The 15,727-nt window shown below is 40.6% G+C and carries 18 protein-coding genes; 10 read left to right on the plus strand and 8 right to left on the minus strand.

The genetic code is table 11. The features are described from left to right. Positions 1–4: 4 nt before the first annotated feature. Positions 5–1,426, minus strand: coding sequence for an aminotransferase-like domain-containing protein (locus RYH73_RS08335; protein WP_335312957.1), 1,422 nt, complete (start codon positions 1,424–1,426; stop codon positions 5–7). Between the two features lie 3 nt (positions 1,427–1,429). After that, positions 1,430–2,002 carry a GNAT family N-acetyltransferase gene (locus tag RYH73_RS08340; protein WP_335312958.1) on the minus strand — a complete coding sequence of 191 codons (573 nt, stop codon included), beginning with the start codon at positions 2,000–2,002 and terminating at the stop codon, positions 1,430–1,432. A 91-nt stretch (positions 2,003–2,093) separates the two neighbouring features. Between RYH73_RS08340 and RYH73_RS08345 the strand changes: the two genes are divergently transcribed. Then, positions 2,094–2,987 (plus strand): DMT family transporter, encoded by an 894-nt coding sequence (locus tag RYH73_RS08345; protein WP_335312959.1) that lies wholly within the window; start codon positions 2,094–2,096, stop codon positions 2,985–2,987. A 39-nt stretch (positions 2,988–3,026) separates the two neighbouring features. Here the strand turns inward: RYH73_RS08345 and RYH73_RS08350 are convergent, their stop codons facing one another. From RYH73_RS08350 to RYH73_RS08360, 3 genes are all read right to left on the minus strand, one after another. Continuing rightward, a complete protein-coding gene (locus RYH73_RS08350; RefSeq protein WP_335312960.1) occupies positions 3,027–3,371 on the minus strand; it encodes a hypothetical protein in 345 nt (114 codons plus the stop codon). A 100-nt stretch (positions 3,372–3,471) separates the two neighbouring features. Continuing rightward, on the minus strand, positions 3,472–4,020 hold the full coding sequence (locus RYH73_RS08355; protein ID WP_335312961.1) for a DNA-3-methyladenine glycosylase I: 549 nt from the start codon (positions 4,018–4,020) through the stop codon (positions 3,472–3,474). Between the two features lie 12 nt (positions 4,021–4,032). Next, positions 4,033–4,158, minus strand: coding sequence for a hypothetical protein (locus tag RYH73_RS08360; protein ID WP_335312962.1), 126 nt, complete (start codon positions 4,156–4,158; stop codon positions 4,033–4,035). 126 nt (positions 4,159–4,284) lie between these two features. On the opposite strand from RYH73_RS08360, the gene RYH73_RS08365 reads away from it, so the two are divergent. The 9 genes from RYH73_RS08365 (at position 4,285) to RYH73_RS08400 (ending at position 10,218) form a co-directional block, all read left to right on the plus strand. Then, positions 4,285–4,671, plus strand: a complete 387-nt coding sequence (locus RYH73_RS08365) for a winged helix-turn-helix transcriptional regulator (protein WP_335312963.1) — start codon at positions 4,285–4,287, stop codon at positions 4,669–4,671. Continuing rightward, positions 4,658–5,482: an AraC family transcriptional regulator gene (locus RYH73_RS08370; protein WP_335312964.1), complete on the plus strand. Its 825-nt coding sequence runs from the start codon at positions 4,658–4,660 to the stop codon at positions 5,480–5,482. Before RYH73_RS08365 ends, RYH73_RS08370 begins: the two co-directional genes overlap by 14 nt. A 73-nt stretch (positions 5,483–5,555) precedes the next feature. Beyond that, positions 5,556–6,125 (plus strand): NAD(P)H-dependent oxidoreductase, encoded by a 570-nt coding sequence (locus RYH73_RS08375; RefSeq protein ID WP_335312965.1) that lies wholly within the window; start codon positions 5,556–5,558, stop codon positions 6,123–6,125. 147 nt (positions 6,126–6,272) lie between these two features. Then, positions 6,273–6,845 carry a hypothetical protein gene (locus RYH73_RS08380; protein WP_335312966.1) on the plus strand — a complete coding sequence of 191 codons (573 nt, stop codon included), beginning with the start codon at positions 6,273–6,275 and terminating at the stop codon, positions 6,843–6,845. Between the two features lie 6 nt (positions 6,846–6,851). Next, entirely contained in the window at positions 6,852–6,974 is a 123-nt protein-coding gene (locus RYH73_RS26660) for a RagB/SusD family nutrient uptake outer membrane protein (RefSeq protein ID WP_442946073.1), read from the plus strand. Positions 6,975–6,996: 22 nt separating this feature from the next. Next, the gene (locus tag RYH73_RS08385) at positions 6,997–7,959 is read left to right on the plus strand and encodes a metallophosphoesterase family protein (RefSeq protein WP_335312967.1); all 963 of its coding nucleotides are present in this window, start codon (positions 6,997–6,999) and stop codon (positions 7,957–7,959) included. Further along, on the plus strand, positions 7,946–8,203 hold the full coding sequence (locus RYH73_RS08390) for a hypothetical protein (RefSeq protein WP_335312968.1): 258 nt from the start codon (positions 7,946–7,948) through the stop codon (positions 8,201–8,203). Before RYH73_RS08385 ends, RYH73_RS08390 begins: the two co-directional genes overlap by 14 nt. Before the next feature lie 133 nt (positions 8,204–8,336). Then, complete coding sequence (locus RYH73_RS08395) at positions 8,337–8,819, plus strand: SRPBCC family protein (protein ID WP_335312969.1); 483 nt, start codon at positions 8,337–8,339, stop codon at positions 8,817–8,819. Between the two features lie 115 nt (positions 8,820–8,934). After that, positions 8,935–10,218, plus strand: coding sequence for a sugar MFS transporter (locus RYH73_RS08400; RefSeq protein ID WP_335312970.1), 1,284 nt, complete (start codon positions 8,935–8,937; stop codon positions 10,216–10,218). 64 nt (positions 10,219–10,282) lie between these two features. Here the strand turns inward: RYH73_RS08400 and RYH73_RS08405 are convergent, their stop codons facing one another. Genes RYH73_RS08405 through RYH73_RS08415 form a run of 3 tightly spaced genes read right to left on the minus strand, consistent with a single transcriptional unit; the run spans position 10,283 to position 15,687 of the window. Then, positions 10,283–11,323 carry a LacI family DNA-binding transcriptional regulator gene (locus RYH73_RS08405; RefSeq protein ID WP_335312971.1) on the minus strand — a complete coding sequence of 347 codons (1,041 nt, stop codon included), beginning with the start codon at positions 11,321–11,323 and terminating at the stop codon, positions 10,283–10,285. Positions 11,324–11,356: 33 nt separating this feature from the next. Further along, a complete protein-coding gene (locus RYH73_RS08410) occupies positions 11,357–12,940 on the minus strand; it encodes a hypothetical protein (RefSeq protein ID WP_335312972.1) in 1,584 nt (527 codons plus the stop codon). Next, complete coding sequence (locus RYH73_RS08415) at positions 12,940–15,687, minus strand: hypothetical protein (RefSeq protein WP_335312973.1); 2,748 nt, start codon at positions 15,685–15,687, stop codon at positions 12,940–12,942. Before RYH73_RS08415 ends, RYH73_RS08410 begins: the two co-directional genes overlap by 1 nt. Between the last annotated feature and the right edge of the window lie 40 nt (positions 15,688–15,727).

The raw sequence follows: 15,727 nt of genomic DNA on the forward strand, positions 1-15,727 counted from the left end.
TTTGTCAAGACCTTCTTCCTATCATTTTAGCAAGATTTCCGAGTTGTTTCAATTTCAGTTTCAACTGATCCGTCCAAGGCAAGCCGATGCAAAGACGCATGCAGTTATGGAACTGATCTTGTAAGGTAAAAATCCTGCCGGGCGAAATACTTATCTGTTTTTTGAGGGCATAATTATACAATTCTCGTGTATCGATCGAATCAGGCAATTCTATCCATAATGCAAGTCCGCCCTGCGGTCTGCTCACTTTGGTTCCTTCTGGAAAATAGGCTGCGATGGCATCCACGTATTTCCGATAATTTTCCTGCAGGGTTTTACGCAAGTAACGCAGGTGATTTTCATATCTTCCGGTCAGTAGGAAATTCCCTACCGCTTCATTGATGACAGAAGGAGAAGACAGGACATGTATGAGCTTCAATTTAAGGATCTGTTCTTTGTACCTACCGGGCGCAACCCAACCCACACGATAACCTGGAGCAAGTGTTTTGGACACGGAACCGCACCATAGAACATAACCATCCTTATCAAAAGATTTACAACATTTGGGCCGCCGAGGCCCAAAATGAAGATCGCCGTAAAGGTCATCTTCGATAAGGGGAATATGGTGGTCTGCCAAAAGAGCGACTATCTCCTTTTTGCTTTCATCGGGCATGCAATACCCCAAAGGCGTATTGAAGTTAGGCACTAAAAGGCAAACATTTATCTTCGGCAACAGTTGTTTCAGTGCCTCAATATCAATTCCGGTCAGGGGATGCGTTGCGATTTCCAAAACTTTCAATCTCAAACTAAGGGCAAGCTGGAGAATACCGGGATAGCAAGGGCTTTCCAATGCAATGGTATCTCCTGGTTTGGTCAACGCCATCATACAAAGCGCCAGCGCGTTCATGCAACCGTTTGTCGTGATCAGATCGCTTTCTTTTAAATTTCCCTCCCAGGCCAATGAACGGGCCGCAACCATCCTGCGCAATTTTACATTGCCCTGTAGTGGTTCATACTCGGTTCCACCCTCTTTCATTGCCCTGGTGGCCAGTACAATTTCTTTTTTCAGTTTGGCCAAGGGTAGAAGGTTGCCGGAGGGTACGCCAATAGAGAATAGGGTTAAATCGCTACGCCCCATGGTAGCGTAGACACTCATCAATTCGTCCGGTTCGCTGTTATTGGCAATGGGAACAGGCTGACTTGCCTCGGGTAAAGGGAGCTTTAAGTATTTCCGGGGGCTAATAAAATAACCCGATTGAGGTTTCGATTGTACAAGTGATTGTGCTTCCAATTCGAGAAAAACCCGTTTCGCCGTGTTGACGCTTATCCCATGCTCCTTACTTAACTTTCTGACGGATGGTAAACGCTCTCCCTCTTTCAGGACACCGGTTTTGATTTTATCGGCAATGTTACCTGCTATTTCATTGTATAAAAAATCTTTCTTCACCGTTTAAAGCATTTCTTTTTTCTTCCTGTATTGAAGATGTTCCATGTGTTTTCCCGCTAATGTCTTTTCTCCAACAATTTCAAATCCTAGTTTCAGGTATAATTTTTTGGCATGGGGGTTATCTCGATCTACTAATAAGCCAAGTGTTCCGTTTCTGTCCTGTGTATATTCTTTGATCAAGAATCGGAAAATTTTGGAGCCAATTCCCTCTCCTTGTCGACTAGGGCTTACCCCAACGCAATCAATGTAATACTCACCTGCCTGTGTCTCATCTTCGGGTTGGAAGTTTATGTTGAAGGTGGATTTTATTTCTGCCATTACAGGTTTCCTGAGTTCGTGAAGCTTAGCTCCTTCATACACCAATGCACTTCCCGCGATCCCATTTTCATCTTCTGCTACCCAACAGTTTTCATACGAATACTGGTTTCCTTTTTTTTGAACCAGCTTCTCCATCATTTGGGAGGCTCTTTCCATGGACTGTGCACCCGTAAAACGATCAAGTAATTCACCCATTGCCAATAAAATATGGGAAGTAATGACCTTAAATTCTGCTGGCTTTGCTTTTCTGATATTCATATTTACAAAGATAACTGTGTCTATCAAAATACAAAAAACTGTGACTGTGTTTATTTGCTTTCATGATCGATTTTTGTATCAAAATTATAGCATGATAACAGAAATGGATATAAGTAAGGTACAAGAAAACACATCACAGGGATGGTTAAATGGTTTTATCGGTGTTGTTATGTTCAGTGGTTCGTTACCCGCAACAAGAATCGCGGTTTTGGAATTTGATCCCGTATTCCTGACCGTTACACGTGCGAGCCTTGCCGGAATACTTGCGCTGATTGCCGTACTTGTCTTTAAAGAAAAACGTCCGGACCGAAAGCAGCTTTTTCCATTAGCCATTGTTGCTCTTGGTGTGGTGGTTGGTTTTCCTTTATTAAGCGCGTTGGCCTTACAATATGTTACTTCCGCCCATTCCATTGTCTTTTTGGGCATACTGCCCATATCCACGGCTATTTTTGGTATTGTCCGTGGCGGCGAACGTCCGAAACCTATTTTCTGGTTTTTCTCGATTATAGGCAGTCTTTTCGTGATAGGCTTTGCGATCGCTCAAGGGCTTAGCGCATCACCTATTGGGGATATGTTGATGATTCTGGCAGTCATCGTTTGCGGATTGGCTTATGCAGAAGGAGCGAAACTCACCAAAACATTAGGCGGCTGGCAGGTGATCTCGTGGGCTTTAATCCTCGCCTTTCCCCTGATGCTGCCACTCATGTTTATCCATATGCCTGTATCCTTTAAGGGCATCAGCACAGCAGCCTGGTTTAGCCTAGCCTACGTATCGCTGTTCAGTATGTTTATCGCCTTTATTTTCTGGTATAAAGGACTGGCACAAGGTGGTACTGCAACCGTCGGGCAGGCGCAATTGTTGCAACCACTTTTCGGTCTGGTACTGGCAGCTTGCTTGCTTCATGAAAAAGTAAGTATTGGTATGATCGGGGTTACGCTCGGCGTAATCCTATGTGTGGCAGGCACAAAAAAGTTTGCCAAGTAGTAGACATAGGCAAATTCTTATTTGCCCTGTGTTGCCCCCCTATTCTTCAATATAGCTTTTACTACAACTATTGTAAACTTGTTTAATATCTTCCACTTCGCTGAAATCATCAAAAACAATTTTTTTGTTGTCGCACGTATAACCGTCAGCCGGTGGTACGGTACTGCAATGAGGGCACATAGTCATCGGGAAATAAACGATTTCATTTCTATAGGTACCTTTGTACAGGTTTACCTCCATCGCGTCTTCTTTGGTACATTTCAAGGATTCATCATATAATTTTTTGATGCGTATAACACATTCAGGTGCGTTTACACGTATATCATCTTCTTTGCAAGCGTAGAGCAGCGACGTTAACAGGAGAAGTATAAATAGTTTTTTCATAATGTGTTAGGACTTATAAGTCAAACGCATCAAAACTTATATTTGCTACAGCGAAATAAAGGGATATACTTCATCTTGTATTGTCTTTGTCCTATGTATATTATTTTTTTAACCACATGGGTTTCATTTTCAAAATTTCTCCGTGGACCGGACAGGACTCGGAATGCGCGCCAGACAAATAGCCGATACTCATCAAGAATTCGTTGACTATTTCCCCACCTGTAAAACGGAAGGTTTTCTTAAAAAGTTTCACCCACTCTTCTTTGGTTTTCGGGTGGTGATGTTCCAACCAGTTTTCAAAACTGCCATATTCCTTCTGCAATTGCAAAATGACTTTCGCATTTTCTATGGCCGCGTTTACTTTTAGTTTATTGCGAATGATGCCGGGATCGGCTAATAGCCGTTCTCGGTCTTTTTCGGTATAAGCGGCTACTTTCTTCAAATTGAAATTATCGTAAGCTTTTCGAAAGCCTTCTTCCTTTTTCAGAATCGTTTCCCAGCTTAAGCCTGCCTGGTTGATTTCTAAGATTAATCGTCCGAATAGTTCATTATCATCATGAATGGGAAAACCGTAATGATGGTCGTGATAATTCTGATGAAGACTTCGACCGGGCTCTTTCATCAAGGGGATATAATTGCAGTAACTCATTTAATTTCTATTTCAATTAATTGTACAAAGATGAATCAAAATAGAAAAAATTCTGTTCTTATCCGTCAGTTTTTCTCCCACTGCTACCAAGGCAACTTTACCTGATAGCTCGTTCCGATAATCTAAATTTTGTTTCATTTTATTAACTTTTTTGATGCAAATTTGAAAAGTATGATACGTTCTTACAAGTACGGAATTGAGATTCAAATAGGGATAAATTATTCCCCTATTGTGCATCTTGGGACATAGGTTTACTTTTGATTGATGTATGAAAGAAAAGTTACACCGAACTTAAATTGCGGGCTTGATCTCGTGGCTGAAGTCTTATACGGCAAATGGAAAATACGCTTGCTTTGGTTCATCAGTCAGGGTTATAAACGACCGAGCGAATTGCAACGCAAAATACAGGATGCTTCGCGCAGGGTTTTGAATATCCAGCTAAAAGAATTGGAAGAGCACGAACTCATTGCCAAAAAAATTTATCCTGTGCTTCCTCCAAAAGTTGAATATAGCCTAACGGAATTTGGAAAGAGTTTAATTCCTTTAATTGGCACATTGGGACGCTGGGGTGATGATAATGGGGAACGGTTAAAAAGAATAATCACTAAAAAATTCGGCCAAAGTTTGCATATTAACGATGACAAAGACTAACAATGAGCTATATAACCACTTCAGAATAGCTGTTCCGACAGACTATGAAGATGTTTTTTCTCATTTTTATTTTGCTGAAAACAAATCAAATGAGGTGATAAGCAAAACGTTGCTGCCTTCATTTCAAACGATTTTAGTTTTTAATTTTGGTGCGAAGGCCTTGTTTCGGTCCAAACAAAACTCGCAAATTGCGATGGACAAATGCCTCGTTCTGGGGCCGATAAAAATGGCATTCGATTATATGTTACCACCGCAGTCCAGCATATTAGTTGCAAATTTCAAAGATGATGCGTTTTATCGTTTCTTTGGTGAGGCCACTATTGCAGGCAATTTACCGCTAAATCCTGATGAATTACTTGACGAAAACTGTTTTACAGCACTATGGGCTATATTGAGCGACATTAAGGATGCAAAGAAAAAAGTCGACCTTATTCTTGCCTTCTGCAAACCTTATCTAAGGCAACGAAGTGAAATTGCCGAACAATTGGCAAACTTTGATAACGGCGTCTTCAATCCCATTAAGTCAATTGCGAGCCAAAAAAACCAGACGGAACGAAATATTCAGATCAATCATAAAAAGCTTTTGGGCTATTCAGCTAAAGAAATCAATCGTTATCAACGCTTCTTAAAAGCGATCGAACTTATAAATATCAAGGCATCAACAAATTCGAAAACAGATTGGTTTGAAATCATCAATGAATGTGGGTATTATGACCAAAGCCAACTTATACACGATTTCCAACATTACCTAAAGCTTAACCCTTCAAAATATCTAAAGTTCCAACACGATATTTGTAGTTCAATTGCCTGACTTTCGTTTTCTTACAATTTTGGTAGAAAGCGGCATACTACTTTTGGTTTATCAAATCAAAAAAAGTAGAACCATGAAACATTTAGTTATTTATGCACATCCAAACCCAGCTAGTTTAAATAGTCATCTGAAACAAGCACTTACAGCGCATTTACAGAACAGTGGACATGAAGTGGTTATCAGGGATTTATACCAGCTTAACCTGAATCCTATCCTTTCTTTGGAAGATATGATAGGGCAACGAGCAGGCCGCGTGGCCGATGACGTTAAACAAGAACAGGAATTCATTACTTGGGCGGACTGCATTACCTTTATACACCCGATTTGGTGGGCAAGTTTACCTGCAATATTAAAAGGCTATATTGACCGGGTTTTCAGTTATGGTTTTGCTTATTGCTATGAACAGGGCGTACAAAAAGGACTGTTAACGGGTAAGCAAGCTGTCATCATCAGTACACAGGGGAAATCACACGCGGAATACGGTGCAACGGGAATGGGTAGTGCTATATCGCTTACATCGGATAAAGGAATTTACACCTATTGTGGTTTGGCGATCAAACAACATCTCTTCCTTGAAAAAGCAGATAGAGTGGACGCAAATACGATTAGGCAATGGACAAAACAAATCAAGGAAATTTTCTGAGCAACGAACGTCCAGTCAGTCACATGCTTTTGCGGTGGCCATAAGGTAAGAGTCGATCTCGTTGGCGATTCCTATTCGCAAAGATTTTGTTATATTAGTAGCAATAGTCAGTTATAAGGTACAGCATCTTCTTAAGAGCGCGTCGAAATGTTACTAACAATTATAACTTTTGATCATGCGAAAACAATCATTGCTATTATACTCAGTTTAAGTATTACGCATTTGATCAAGGGAATGGTCAATTTCATCGAACATCCAAAATCACTCAGGGCCTATTGGGTACATCTGCTCTGGTGCGGTTATCTACTCTTATTGATCATTCATTTCTGGTGGTGGGAGGCAGCCTTAAAGGATGTTTCACATTGGAATTTTGCCAAGTATTTTTTCCTTTTCTTATATATAAACACTTATTATGTTCTTTGTGTATTGTTGATGCCGTCTAATCTGGGTGAACATAAAAGCTATGTCGACTATTTCTATTCCAGAAAAAAATGGTTTTTTGGCACATTAGGTTTTTGTTTCTTATTAGACTTCATCGATACGTTTATCAAAGGTTCGGATTATTTTTTCATTCATTACGGTTGGGAATACCCCATTCGAAATGTCTGCCATATCGTACTCTGTATCGCTGCAATCTATTCCAGTAACCGAAAATTTCATGCTGTATTAATCTTGTTGTTTCTCCTGTATGAATTATCTTATATTTATCGATTGTTTTGATGAGTTATTTGGAAAGAGCTCGATGTCAAATTCGAAGATCGAAAATGGGGTAATAAGTCGTATTTTTTTCCGATATTCCGAGACGAATTGAATAAAAACAATCTGCTCGTTCAAAATCCCGGTTACTAATTATTATTATTCCTTTTTTACGATGTCACACCTTAAAAGAAGAAGTTTTATAAAAGCCTTATCAGGCACGACCCTCCTTTCCGTTGCTGGAGGATTACCGCTATCCGCAGAAACACAATCTTTGCCCTTTTCCTTGCTTACGCAACCTTATCTCCAGCACCCAACCGAAGACGGTATGACGATTTGCTGGATTGTTTCTAAACCGGCATTCAGCTGGGTTGAATATTGGGAAGAAGGTGATTCGGCGAAAAAAGTAAGGAAACAAAGCATAGAAGAAGGTATATCGCTTGCCCATAATACCGTAAATCGTATACGCCTTGATCAATTACAGGCAGGAAAACGTTATTTTTATCAGGTATTCAGCAAGGAAATCGTTGAATTTTTACCTTATAAGAAGACTTTTGGTTCTGTAGTAAAAAGTGCCGAGTTTAGTTTTTTAACCGTTGATCCGGGAAAGGAAGCCATCTCTATGCTCATACTAAATGATATCCATGATAGGCCGCAATCTTTTGCCGCTTTGGAAAAATTAGTTTCCGGACAGCATTACGACGAGGTTTTTCTAAATGGCGACATGTTCGACTACCAAACGGACCAACAACAATTGATCGACCATTTAATTGCCCCTTGTACCGGCGTCTTTGCCTCCGAAAAACCCTTCTTGTTTGTGAGAGGAAATCACGAAACGCGCGGTGTTTTTACCTATCAGCTTAAGAACTATTTTGAAAATATAGGAAAAGGGCCTTATTTCAGCTTTAGTAGGGGCCCCGTATTTTTCGTTGCCTTAGACACCGGCGAAGATAAAGAAGATGACCATGAAGCTTACTACGGAATGGCCGCCTTTGATCCTTTTAGGGAGGAGCAGGCAGCCTGGCTGGAGAAAATTCTTCAGACAACAGATGCCAGGAAAGCTTCATATCGTGTAGTACTCATGCACATCCCCCCCCTATCATTCGGGCGATTGGCATGGAACCATGCATTGCCGTAGACTTTTTGCACCTCTGTTTGAAAAGCATCGGGTTGACCTTGTTGTAAGTGGTCATACGCATCGCTATGGCGTACATTTGGCACAGGAGGATCATTCTTATCCGATTGTGATCGGCGGTGGTCCAAAAGAGGGAAATCGGACCGCGATCAGAATAACTGCCGATCGAAAAGATTTTGAATTATCGATGTTATTAGATGATGGCAAAGAGGTCGGTCGGCTAACGCTGGCACCAAAGCATGTTTAAGATTGAGGTTACTGATTTTAATTTTTACTATAGATTTAGGTTCATATATTTTATCTTTACGAAGTAAGCATTGATTTTGGCTATCACAAAGGGCAATCGCTAAGTTTTCAACGTTATCCATAAAAAACCAATTGTGCCTATAATTGAATTAACAACAACCATTCGAGCGGATATAGATATCTGCTTTGATCTCTCGAGAAGTATTGACTTACATTGTATTTCCACTGTCGGCACGGACGAAAGGGCCATTGATGGTGTTACTTGCGGACTGATCGGCTTCAATGAAACCGTTACCTGGCAAGCGAAGCATTTTGGGATACGACAGCGGCTGACATCAAAAATTACGGCTTACGACCGTCCTTTCCATTTCAGAGATGAGCAATTGAAAGGGGCTTTTGCACATATCAGACATGACCATTTTTTCAAAAGCGTCGATCATGCTACGCTGGTGATTGATCATTTTGATTACGGTGTTCCTTACGGCGTTTTCGGCAAGTCATTCGATCGGGTGATCCTCAATAACTACCTTCGTCGATTCTTAGAGGAACGGAACCGCATTATAAAGGATTATGCAGAAAGCGGTAGATTTATGGAACTGTTACGTACCGGATCGTAAATTTCTTTGTTCTGCCGTTTGAAGGCGCTGACAAGATTGGCTCATGATATTTGTAAAATTTCTTAAAGAAAATGCTTAAGTTAGCCAAAATCAACTAATAATAAAACCAATCAATATGTCAGAGACGGTATCAGTCAGAAACAACACATTGCCCATTGTGATGATTTGCGTTCTTTTTTTTGTTTTCGGTTGTGTGACCTGGGCAAACAGTACTTGGATACAGTTCTTTAAATTGTCATTTAGTCTTACCGATACCCAGTCTTTCCTGGTAACTTTTTCATCTTATATAGCCTTCTTCTTTCTTGCATTGCCCTCTTCGGTTATATTAAAAAAGTTAGGCTTTAAAAATGGCATCGTGATGGGACTTTTTGTTTTAGCTTTAGGTTCCTTGCTATTTATACCCGCTGCTCGACTGCAGTCATTTTCGTTATTCCTTATCGGAATTTTTATACAAGGATCTGCACTAGCTTTGCTGCAAACGGCTGCGAATCCTTACATGACAATTATTGGTCCAATTGAAAGCGCGGCGAAACGCATCAGCATGGCGGGGATTTGCAATAAATTTGCGGGAATTATCGTCCCGTTGATTATGGGAACCTTGTTTTTAGCGAATGCATCGACCATCGAAGAACAAATCACTTCCGCCGGTACCGATATGGAAAGAGTTCGACATGTGGGTGAGCTTCTCGGCCGAGTTAACACCCCCTCTGTTGTGCTTGCGGTGTTCTTTTCGCTGCTGGCATTTATATTCATAAAAGTGAAGCTTCCCGATGTGGAAGAAGAGAACGAAGTAATTGATTCAAATAGCGAAAAAACCCTGTCCAAGACAAGCCTTTTTCATTATCCACACCTTTTTCTTGGAGCGCTCTGTATATTTCTTTATGTGGGGGCGGAAGTAATGGCCGGCGATATCATCGGCGTATATGGAAAACGGTTGGGCCTATCTGCAGATATCAGCACCTACCTTACTTCGTTAACACTTACAGCGATGTTAGTTGGCTACATTGTGGGAATTATTGCCATTCCGAAATATATCAGTCAACAGAAAGCACTTTATGTCTGTGCGGTTTTGGGCATTGTATTTTCGATATTAGCCTACCTATTACCTGGTTTTCCCTCCATTGTTTTTATCGCACTTCTTGGCTTAGCAAACTCTTTGATGTGGCCGGCCATATTTCCTCTTGGCATTCAAGGGCTGGGTAAATTCACCAAGATTGGATCGGCAGTGATGATTATGGGAATCTCAGGCGGCGCTATCTGGCCCTTATTCTATGGCTTTTTGTCTGAGACTTTACACCTCAATTTTCAGTTAGCTTATTTCATAGCTGTTATCCCTTGTTACCTTTATATTTTATTTTTCGCACTGAAAGGTCATAAAATCGGTTTAAAGGAATCGTAAAGATAGAGAAAAGAGCTATATATCGGGCAATTCCGAGCTAACCTATTAAAATAACATAAAGAGGTCATCGCAATGGATGCTTAAACGACGATTGACGAATTTCCAATTGATTCTGTATAATGATATTGATAGGCTTACGGTTATTTCCGACCTGGGCATTCGTCAAACTTTCCAGCACAAGATTAATCGACTCTTCAGCCATTTTGTTTATAGGCTGCGAAATAGCCGTGATGGATGGTGAAAGCAACTTAAACATAATGTTATCGTCAAAGACTAGCACCCCCAGATTATCGGGAATGGCTAATTTTAAATTACGAATTGCCTCTAACCCGTGTTCCGCAATATAGTTGGTGGCAAAAAATACCGCATCTATGTAAGTGTTCGTTTTCAAAAACATCTCAATTTCTTCGATAATATGATCTTTGTTGTCATGATATTTAATACGCTTAATCGTATATGGACTACCGATTTCGGACATGGCCTGTAGGTATCCACGTTCCCTTTCTAACATTTGCACCTGATCGGAAGAGAGCGTTAAAAAAGCTACATTCTTGAATCCGTTATTGGCGAAATGTTTCATTGCTTCATATGAGCTGTTAAAATTGTCCACCATTACACTATCGGTGGTAACACCAGGTAGCGTTCTATCAAAAAGAACCACCGGAAATCCTTCTTTTAGCAATTCCTTAATCTCATTTTCAATAGCAGGTGGAGGAGCAATTATATAACCGTCTACCCTACTGTTCTTATAGATCTCTAGCATTTCTTTTGCCTTATTCGTATCATTTTCTGTACTGCTATATACGATTTTATATCCCATTTGAGAGGCTCGCTCTTCTACTTTACGAGCGATAGCGGAGAAAAACGGGTCTGAGATGTCTTCCACTAACATGCCGATAATTTTAGTTTTTCCGTTTCTTAAACCCTGTGCATATTGATTGGGAATGTAGCCAACTTCTTTTATATAATCTAATACGCGCTTTTCAAGCTGTTCACTGATCTGTACGGCTCTTGCCTTACCGTTCAGCACAAACGATACAGTTGTTTTTGAAACGCTTAAAGCCCTCGCTATATCGCCGATGGTTATTTTCTTTTTTGTCATCATTTTGCTTAGTTGATGTTAATCGTTATCCCATCTTTAGCGTCGTATATAAAATGTTTGAAAAACAGATTCGGCAGTTTTAACTTCCAAATGTTCAGTAGTTATCCCATATTGCCAAGCCGCTACTTCGACGGCTACCGGAAACTTCGTTTTAGGTGGAATTTTTGTAATATACAACTTACCATTCTCCATATAAGCCGGCCCACTTTTTACGTAGAAAGAAACAGGTATCCCCTGACTACTAGTAGCATTCAAAGGAACAGCTTTTGTCCCTCGCTTTACGTCAGCTATGTGAGCAAAGTCTATTTTTTGCACGGTTCCTTTTTCATTTCTTACCGGTATACGCATATTTGCTTGTTGGACAGCATACTTATAAAAATCATTAGCCTCTACATGTGCTAGAAACCATAGATCATTAGACCGTTTAGGATTATCCATTCCAATTTTATCAAATTGAACACGAAAAGTTGAATCATTAATTTTTAGAAAAGGACCGCATATCCTTTCTACGCTTACTTTTGCATTTTCACCACTCAGATCTATCGCTTTCAAGTGAAAGGTAAGACCATCCGTGTCGGGTAAAAAATTCAACTGGTAATTGGCATGAGTTTCTTGTTTTTCGATCGATTTACCTTGTTGTTGAAAACCTAACGCTCTTACTTTCTTAAATCTTGAACGCCGATAGTTGCTTTCGATTTTGCTTGCCATCTGTCTATTGAATACCCAAGAAGCATTATAACGATCGCCTTTATAGCGTTCATATGAGGCAGTTGGATATTGCGACAAGGTGTCTTTTCGCCATACATCCATCAACAGCCCACTTTCCAAATCAATGGGCTTCAAAACCGAAGATGATCGATTCATTCGCTTTTTGTATGCCAGTTCTATATAATCAGCCAAAAATGTAATCAACGATGTGGTTGCATCAAAATGCCCTCTTCCTGCGTCCACATAAAAGGTTATGGGTGTTGTCCCCGGGTTTTTCTTCAAATAGTTAAATCCAGGTGTCCTCCGATCCTCCCAAAACTCATATTCACCCATAATCATAATGCCGGGTATGCCTTTTATATTACGATTACCCCAATCGACATTCGATTTACCCGAACCTGTTAGGTTAGTTGTAGGAGCATCACCTTTCAGGGAAATGACTGCTAAGGTTCTGTCCGGATTTGCGAGGGCAAAATTCCATGGGTAGGTAGCCATGGCAGAATGCCCCATAGGGATAATGGGCGCTGTGGTGAGTTCTTCGTATCCTGATTTATCACTTAAGTCCAATAAAACTTGCTGCAGAATTTTATTCGCATATACCGGATCTTCATAGTTGATAGAAATTTGATTCGTTAACCAGATTTCGGCGACCCCCAGCTTGCGGAGCTTTTTACGAAATGTCGGATTTTCCAATAGACCTTCTTCCGTCATGTTATGTTGTACCAGGATAAACGCATTGACCTGTTTACAGCGCTCCGGGATCCATAAAAAAGCTTCGGTATGTGGCATGGGGTTACCATCGGCATTTTTGACCGGTACCGACCACTGCCAAACTGATTGTGCAGCGGCGAATCGATCATTAAAGAGCGTTGATAAACAAATCAACAGAAACAATCCTCGATAATTCCTCATTATTTTAACGATAAAACATGATAATCCTGCGCTTGAAGCGATATTGTCTTCCCCTCTGGCGTGGTCAGAACAACAGGATGATCGCTGGTAAAATAATACGCCCCCTGCCTGGAATGCAAGGTAACATTACTGGGTTTGTCTGCATAAATCCTGAATCCCTTAGCCACCAGCTCTTTTCCATTCCCTAAAAATAAGGTAAAATCCTGGCCTTCCGCACTAACCACCGCGTATGTTCCATTTACCTTCATACCTTGATAAGCCACTATTTCCGCTTCTTTCACTGAGGAGAAAATATGATCAGTTCTTCCTGATTTACTTTTTACGATCAGCCCTACAAAATCAGGAGAAGTATCCTCTGCCACGAATGACGTTATGGAAACAATTGATTTTTGATTTTTTTCGGTTGATGGTTCGTATACTGAAACAAAAGGATGATTCCAGGCTTCACCATGTTGCCTAGCTGCTATTGTTAAAAATGGAGCCTGTTTTAAGTCATAAGGAAATCCCTCGTTGGACCGGAAGGATTTCACCGGAGGTGCCTTGATGGCAAACACCTCGCGTCCTTCATATCCCTTCATCCAAAGGTTCATATAAACATGGTTTCCATTTGCTTGTGTCATTTTCCATGTTGCTTGATAGTCCTTATCCGTTTTCACCGAACGCTTATCCCACATGTAATCCAAAGCGAAAAGATGTCCACCTGCAAAAGCCATTTCTTCACTCGGTTCCAATGATAAATTGCCACCGAACGAGTCTTTGATAAATAGCTCTTGACCGAGGTTATGATAGAAATAATCGTGAAATTTATCGCGGGAGCGCTGTTTTTTGGATCGAAAGATATCTACATAATAACCTGTTGAATCACCGGTATTCACAATACTCAATAATCGCCTTTGATCGCTTCTACTTTCAGGCTCTAAGAAATACACATCGGAATATGTGATGCCCGGAAAATATCCATCTTTTTTTCCAAATGCAGGATAGTTTGCCAAGAGGTCAAATGGATGATTACTTAACATTTCGGGATAGGTTGAAATACCATCCACCATCACGGTATTATGGGCAGGAAACTGCGAGTAATATTCTAAATAAGGCTTTTCAAAATAAGTAGAACCAATACCTGATTCAGCTCCCAGTATATAGCCCTTTCCGTACAACTCTATGGCTACACCATTTGAATGTGCGTGGTTACCATAGGATGCATACTGCGATATCATCAAGCCATTTTCTTTGCTATCATATTTTGATCGTTGAACAAACCAACTTACATTAGGTGCATAAAATGTTGGTGTCACAAAATCTTTTAACTTTGCCGGCATGATATCTTTGTTAAGTACCAGTGGCTTACTCGTAAAAAAAGATTGAATAGCTATTGGTAATCCTTTGGTTCCTTCTACTATTGATCCATCTTTAAAGAACTCCTTATACATCCCCGTGAAAAGAGCCTCGTCCTCCTTGGCAGCATACTTTTGACTTAACTTGATCATGCCGGCAATCGGAGATGAATCAATCTTACTATAATAAGAATCACCGAATGCGGTTGTCAACCCATTGGGAAACAGGTATTGAGGAAGGACGGTAACTGCCTTTTTCATGATGGGTGCATAGGGCAGTAAGTTCTGCCCGAAAGTATCATCATAGCGCTGAATAAACTCCATAAACAAACTGGTCACACTCTGCGCGTAGCCCGGACTTTCATTCCAAACCCCTGTTTCTTTGTCGTAACCATAATCCATCAACTTCGTTAACGCCCATTGTCTAGCCGATGTTTTGTTTAGCATGCAATCGAGATAATAACGACGCCCCTTACCATCAATATACTCATTATTATCTGCAAGCACCATCATCACCGGAAGCATCAAACTTGCCTGATGTAAGTTCCAGTTGTTATGTGGCACCCCATGCTTGATCGTCAAATCAATCCACTTCTTAAAAGCCTGTTCATAAATTGCCTGTTTACGCGCGTGTTTTGATTTAATGTATGTATATAAAAAATCATAATAAATGGCCAATTCAGGCAGTACTTTTTCTTGGATCACCTCAAATGTGCTCATCCCTACGAGCGTTTGTGCATGGCCGTTACCTTCATCAATTGGCTCTTTCATATAATACATGCCAGACATGTAGGTGTCAAAAACCCCAAAGCTTAGCTTGGCATATTTTTCCTCACCGGTCAACCAAAAAAGAAAAGCAGCATCACGTCCCAATCCAATAATTTCACTGTTCACGTTTTCAATGCTTGATCCCGAAACGGCCGCTTGATCGACCCATTCTAAAGGACTTCCCTCTTTTTCGGTATTTCGAAAGAAAACCCCTTTTGTATCGTCCATATAAGGCACAATATCTTCCAATTTTGGTCGCTTTATCGCCGAACTAAGTCCTCGTGTACTGCCAAATCGAACTGTTGGAACGGGTGCATGCCCGGTAGCACGGGCATACACGCCCCCATTAATATAAACTTGATCAGCATGACTCTTCCAATACATCATCAGCCGAGACAGCAACCAATCAGGTTGTTCTTTCGTTTTTTGAAGGAAAGGCTCGATTCGCAATTCAAGCCCCTTCTTTACATTTTTTGCCCAATCTTCGTTCTCAATTTTCTGCTGTAGGATGACCTTTTCTTTGGATGTTGTCAGCAAACGCGGGTGTTCTTTTGACAAATTTTCCGGAAGCGGTATTTGCTGACCGAAAAGTGATTGACGCAGGATCAGTATCAAAAGGCTTATAAATAGTTTTATCTTCATCATTTCTTTCATTATGTAATGCGATAACCAGGCTTACATCGAT

Source organism: Olivibacter sp. CPCC 100613 (genome assembly GCF_036959255.1).
In the GTDB taxonomy this organism is placed as follows: domain Bacteria; phylum Bacteroidota; class Bacteroidia; order Sphingobacteriales; family Sphingobacteriaceae; genus Olivibacter.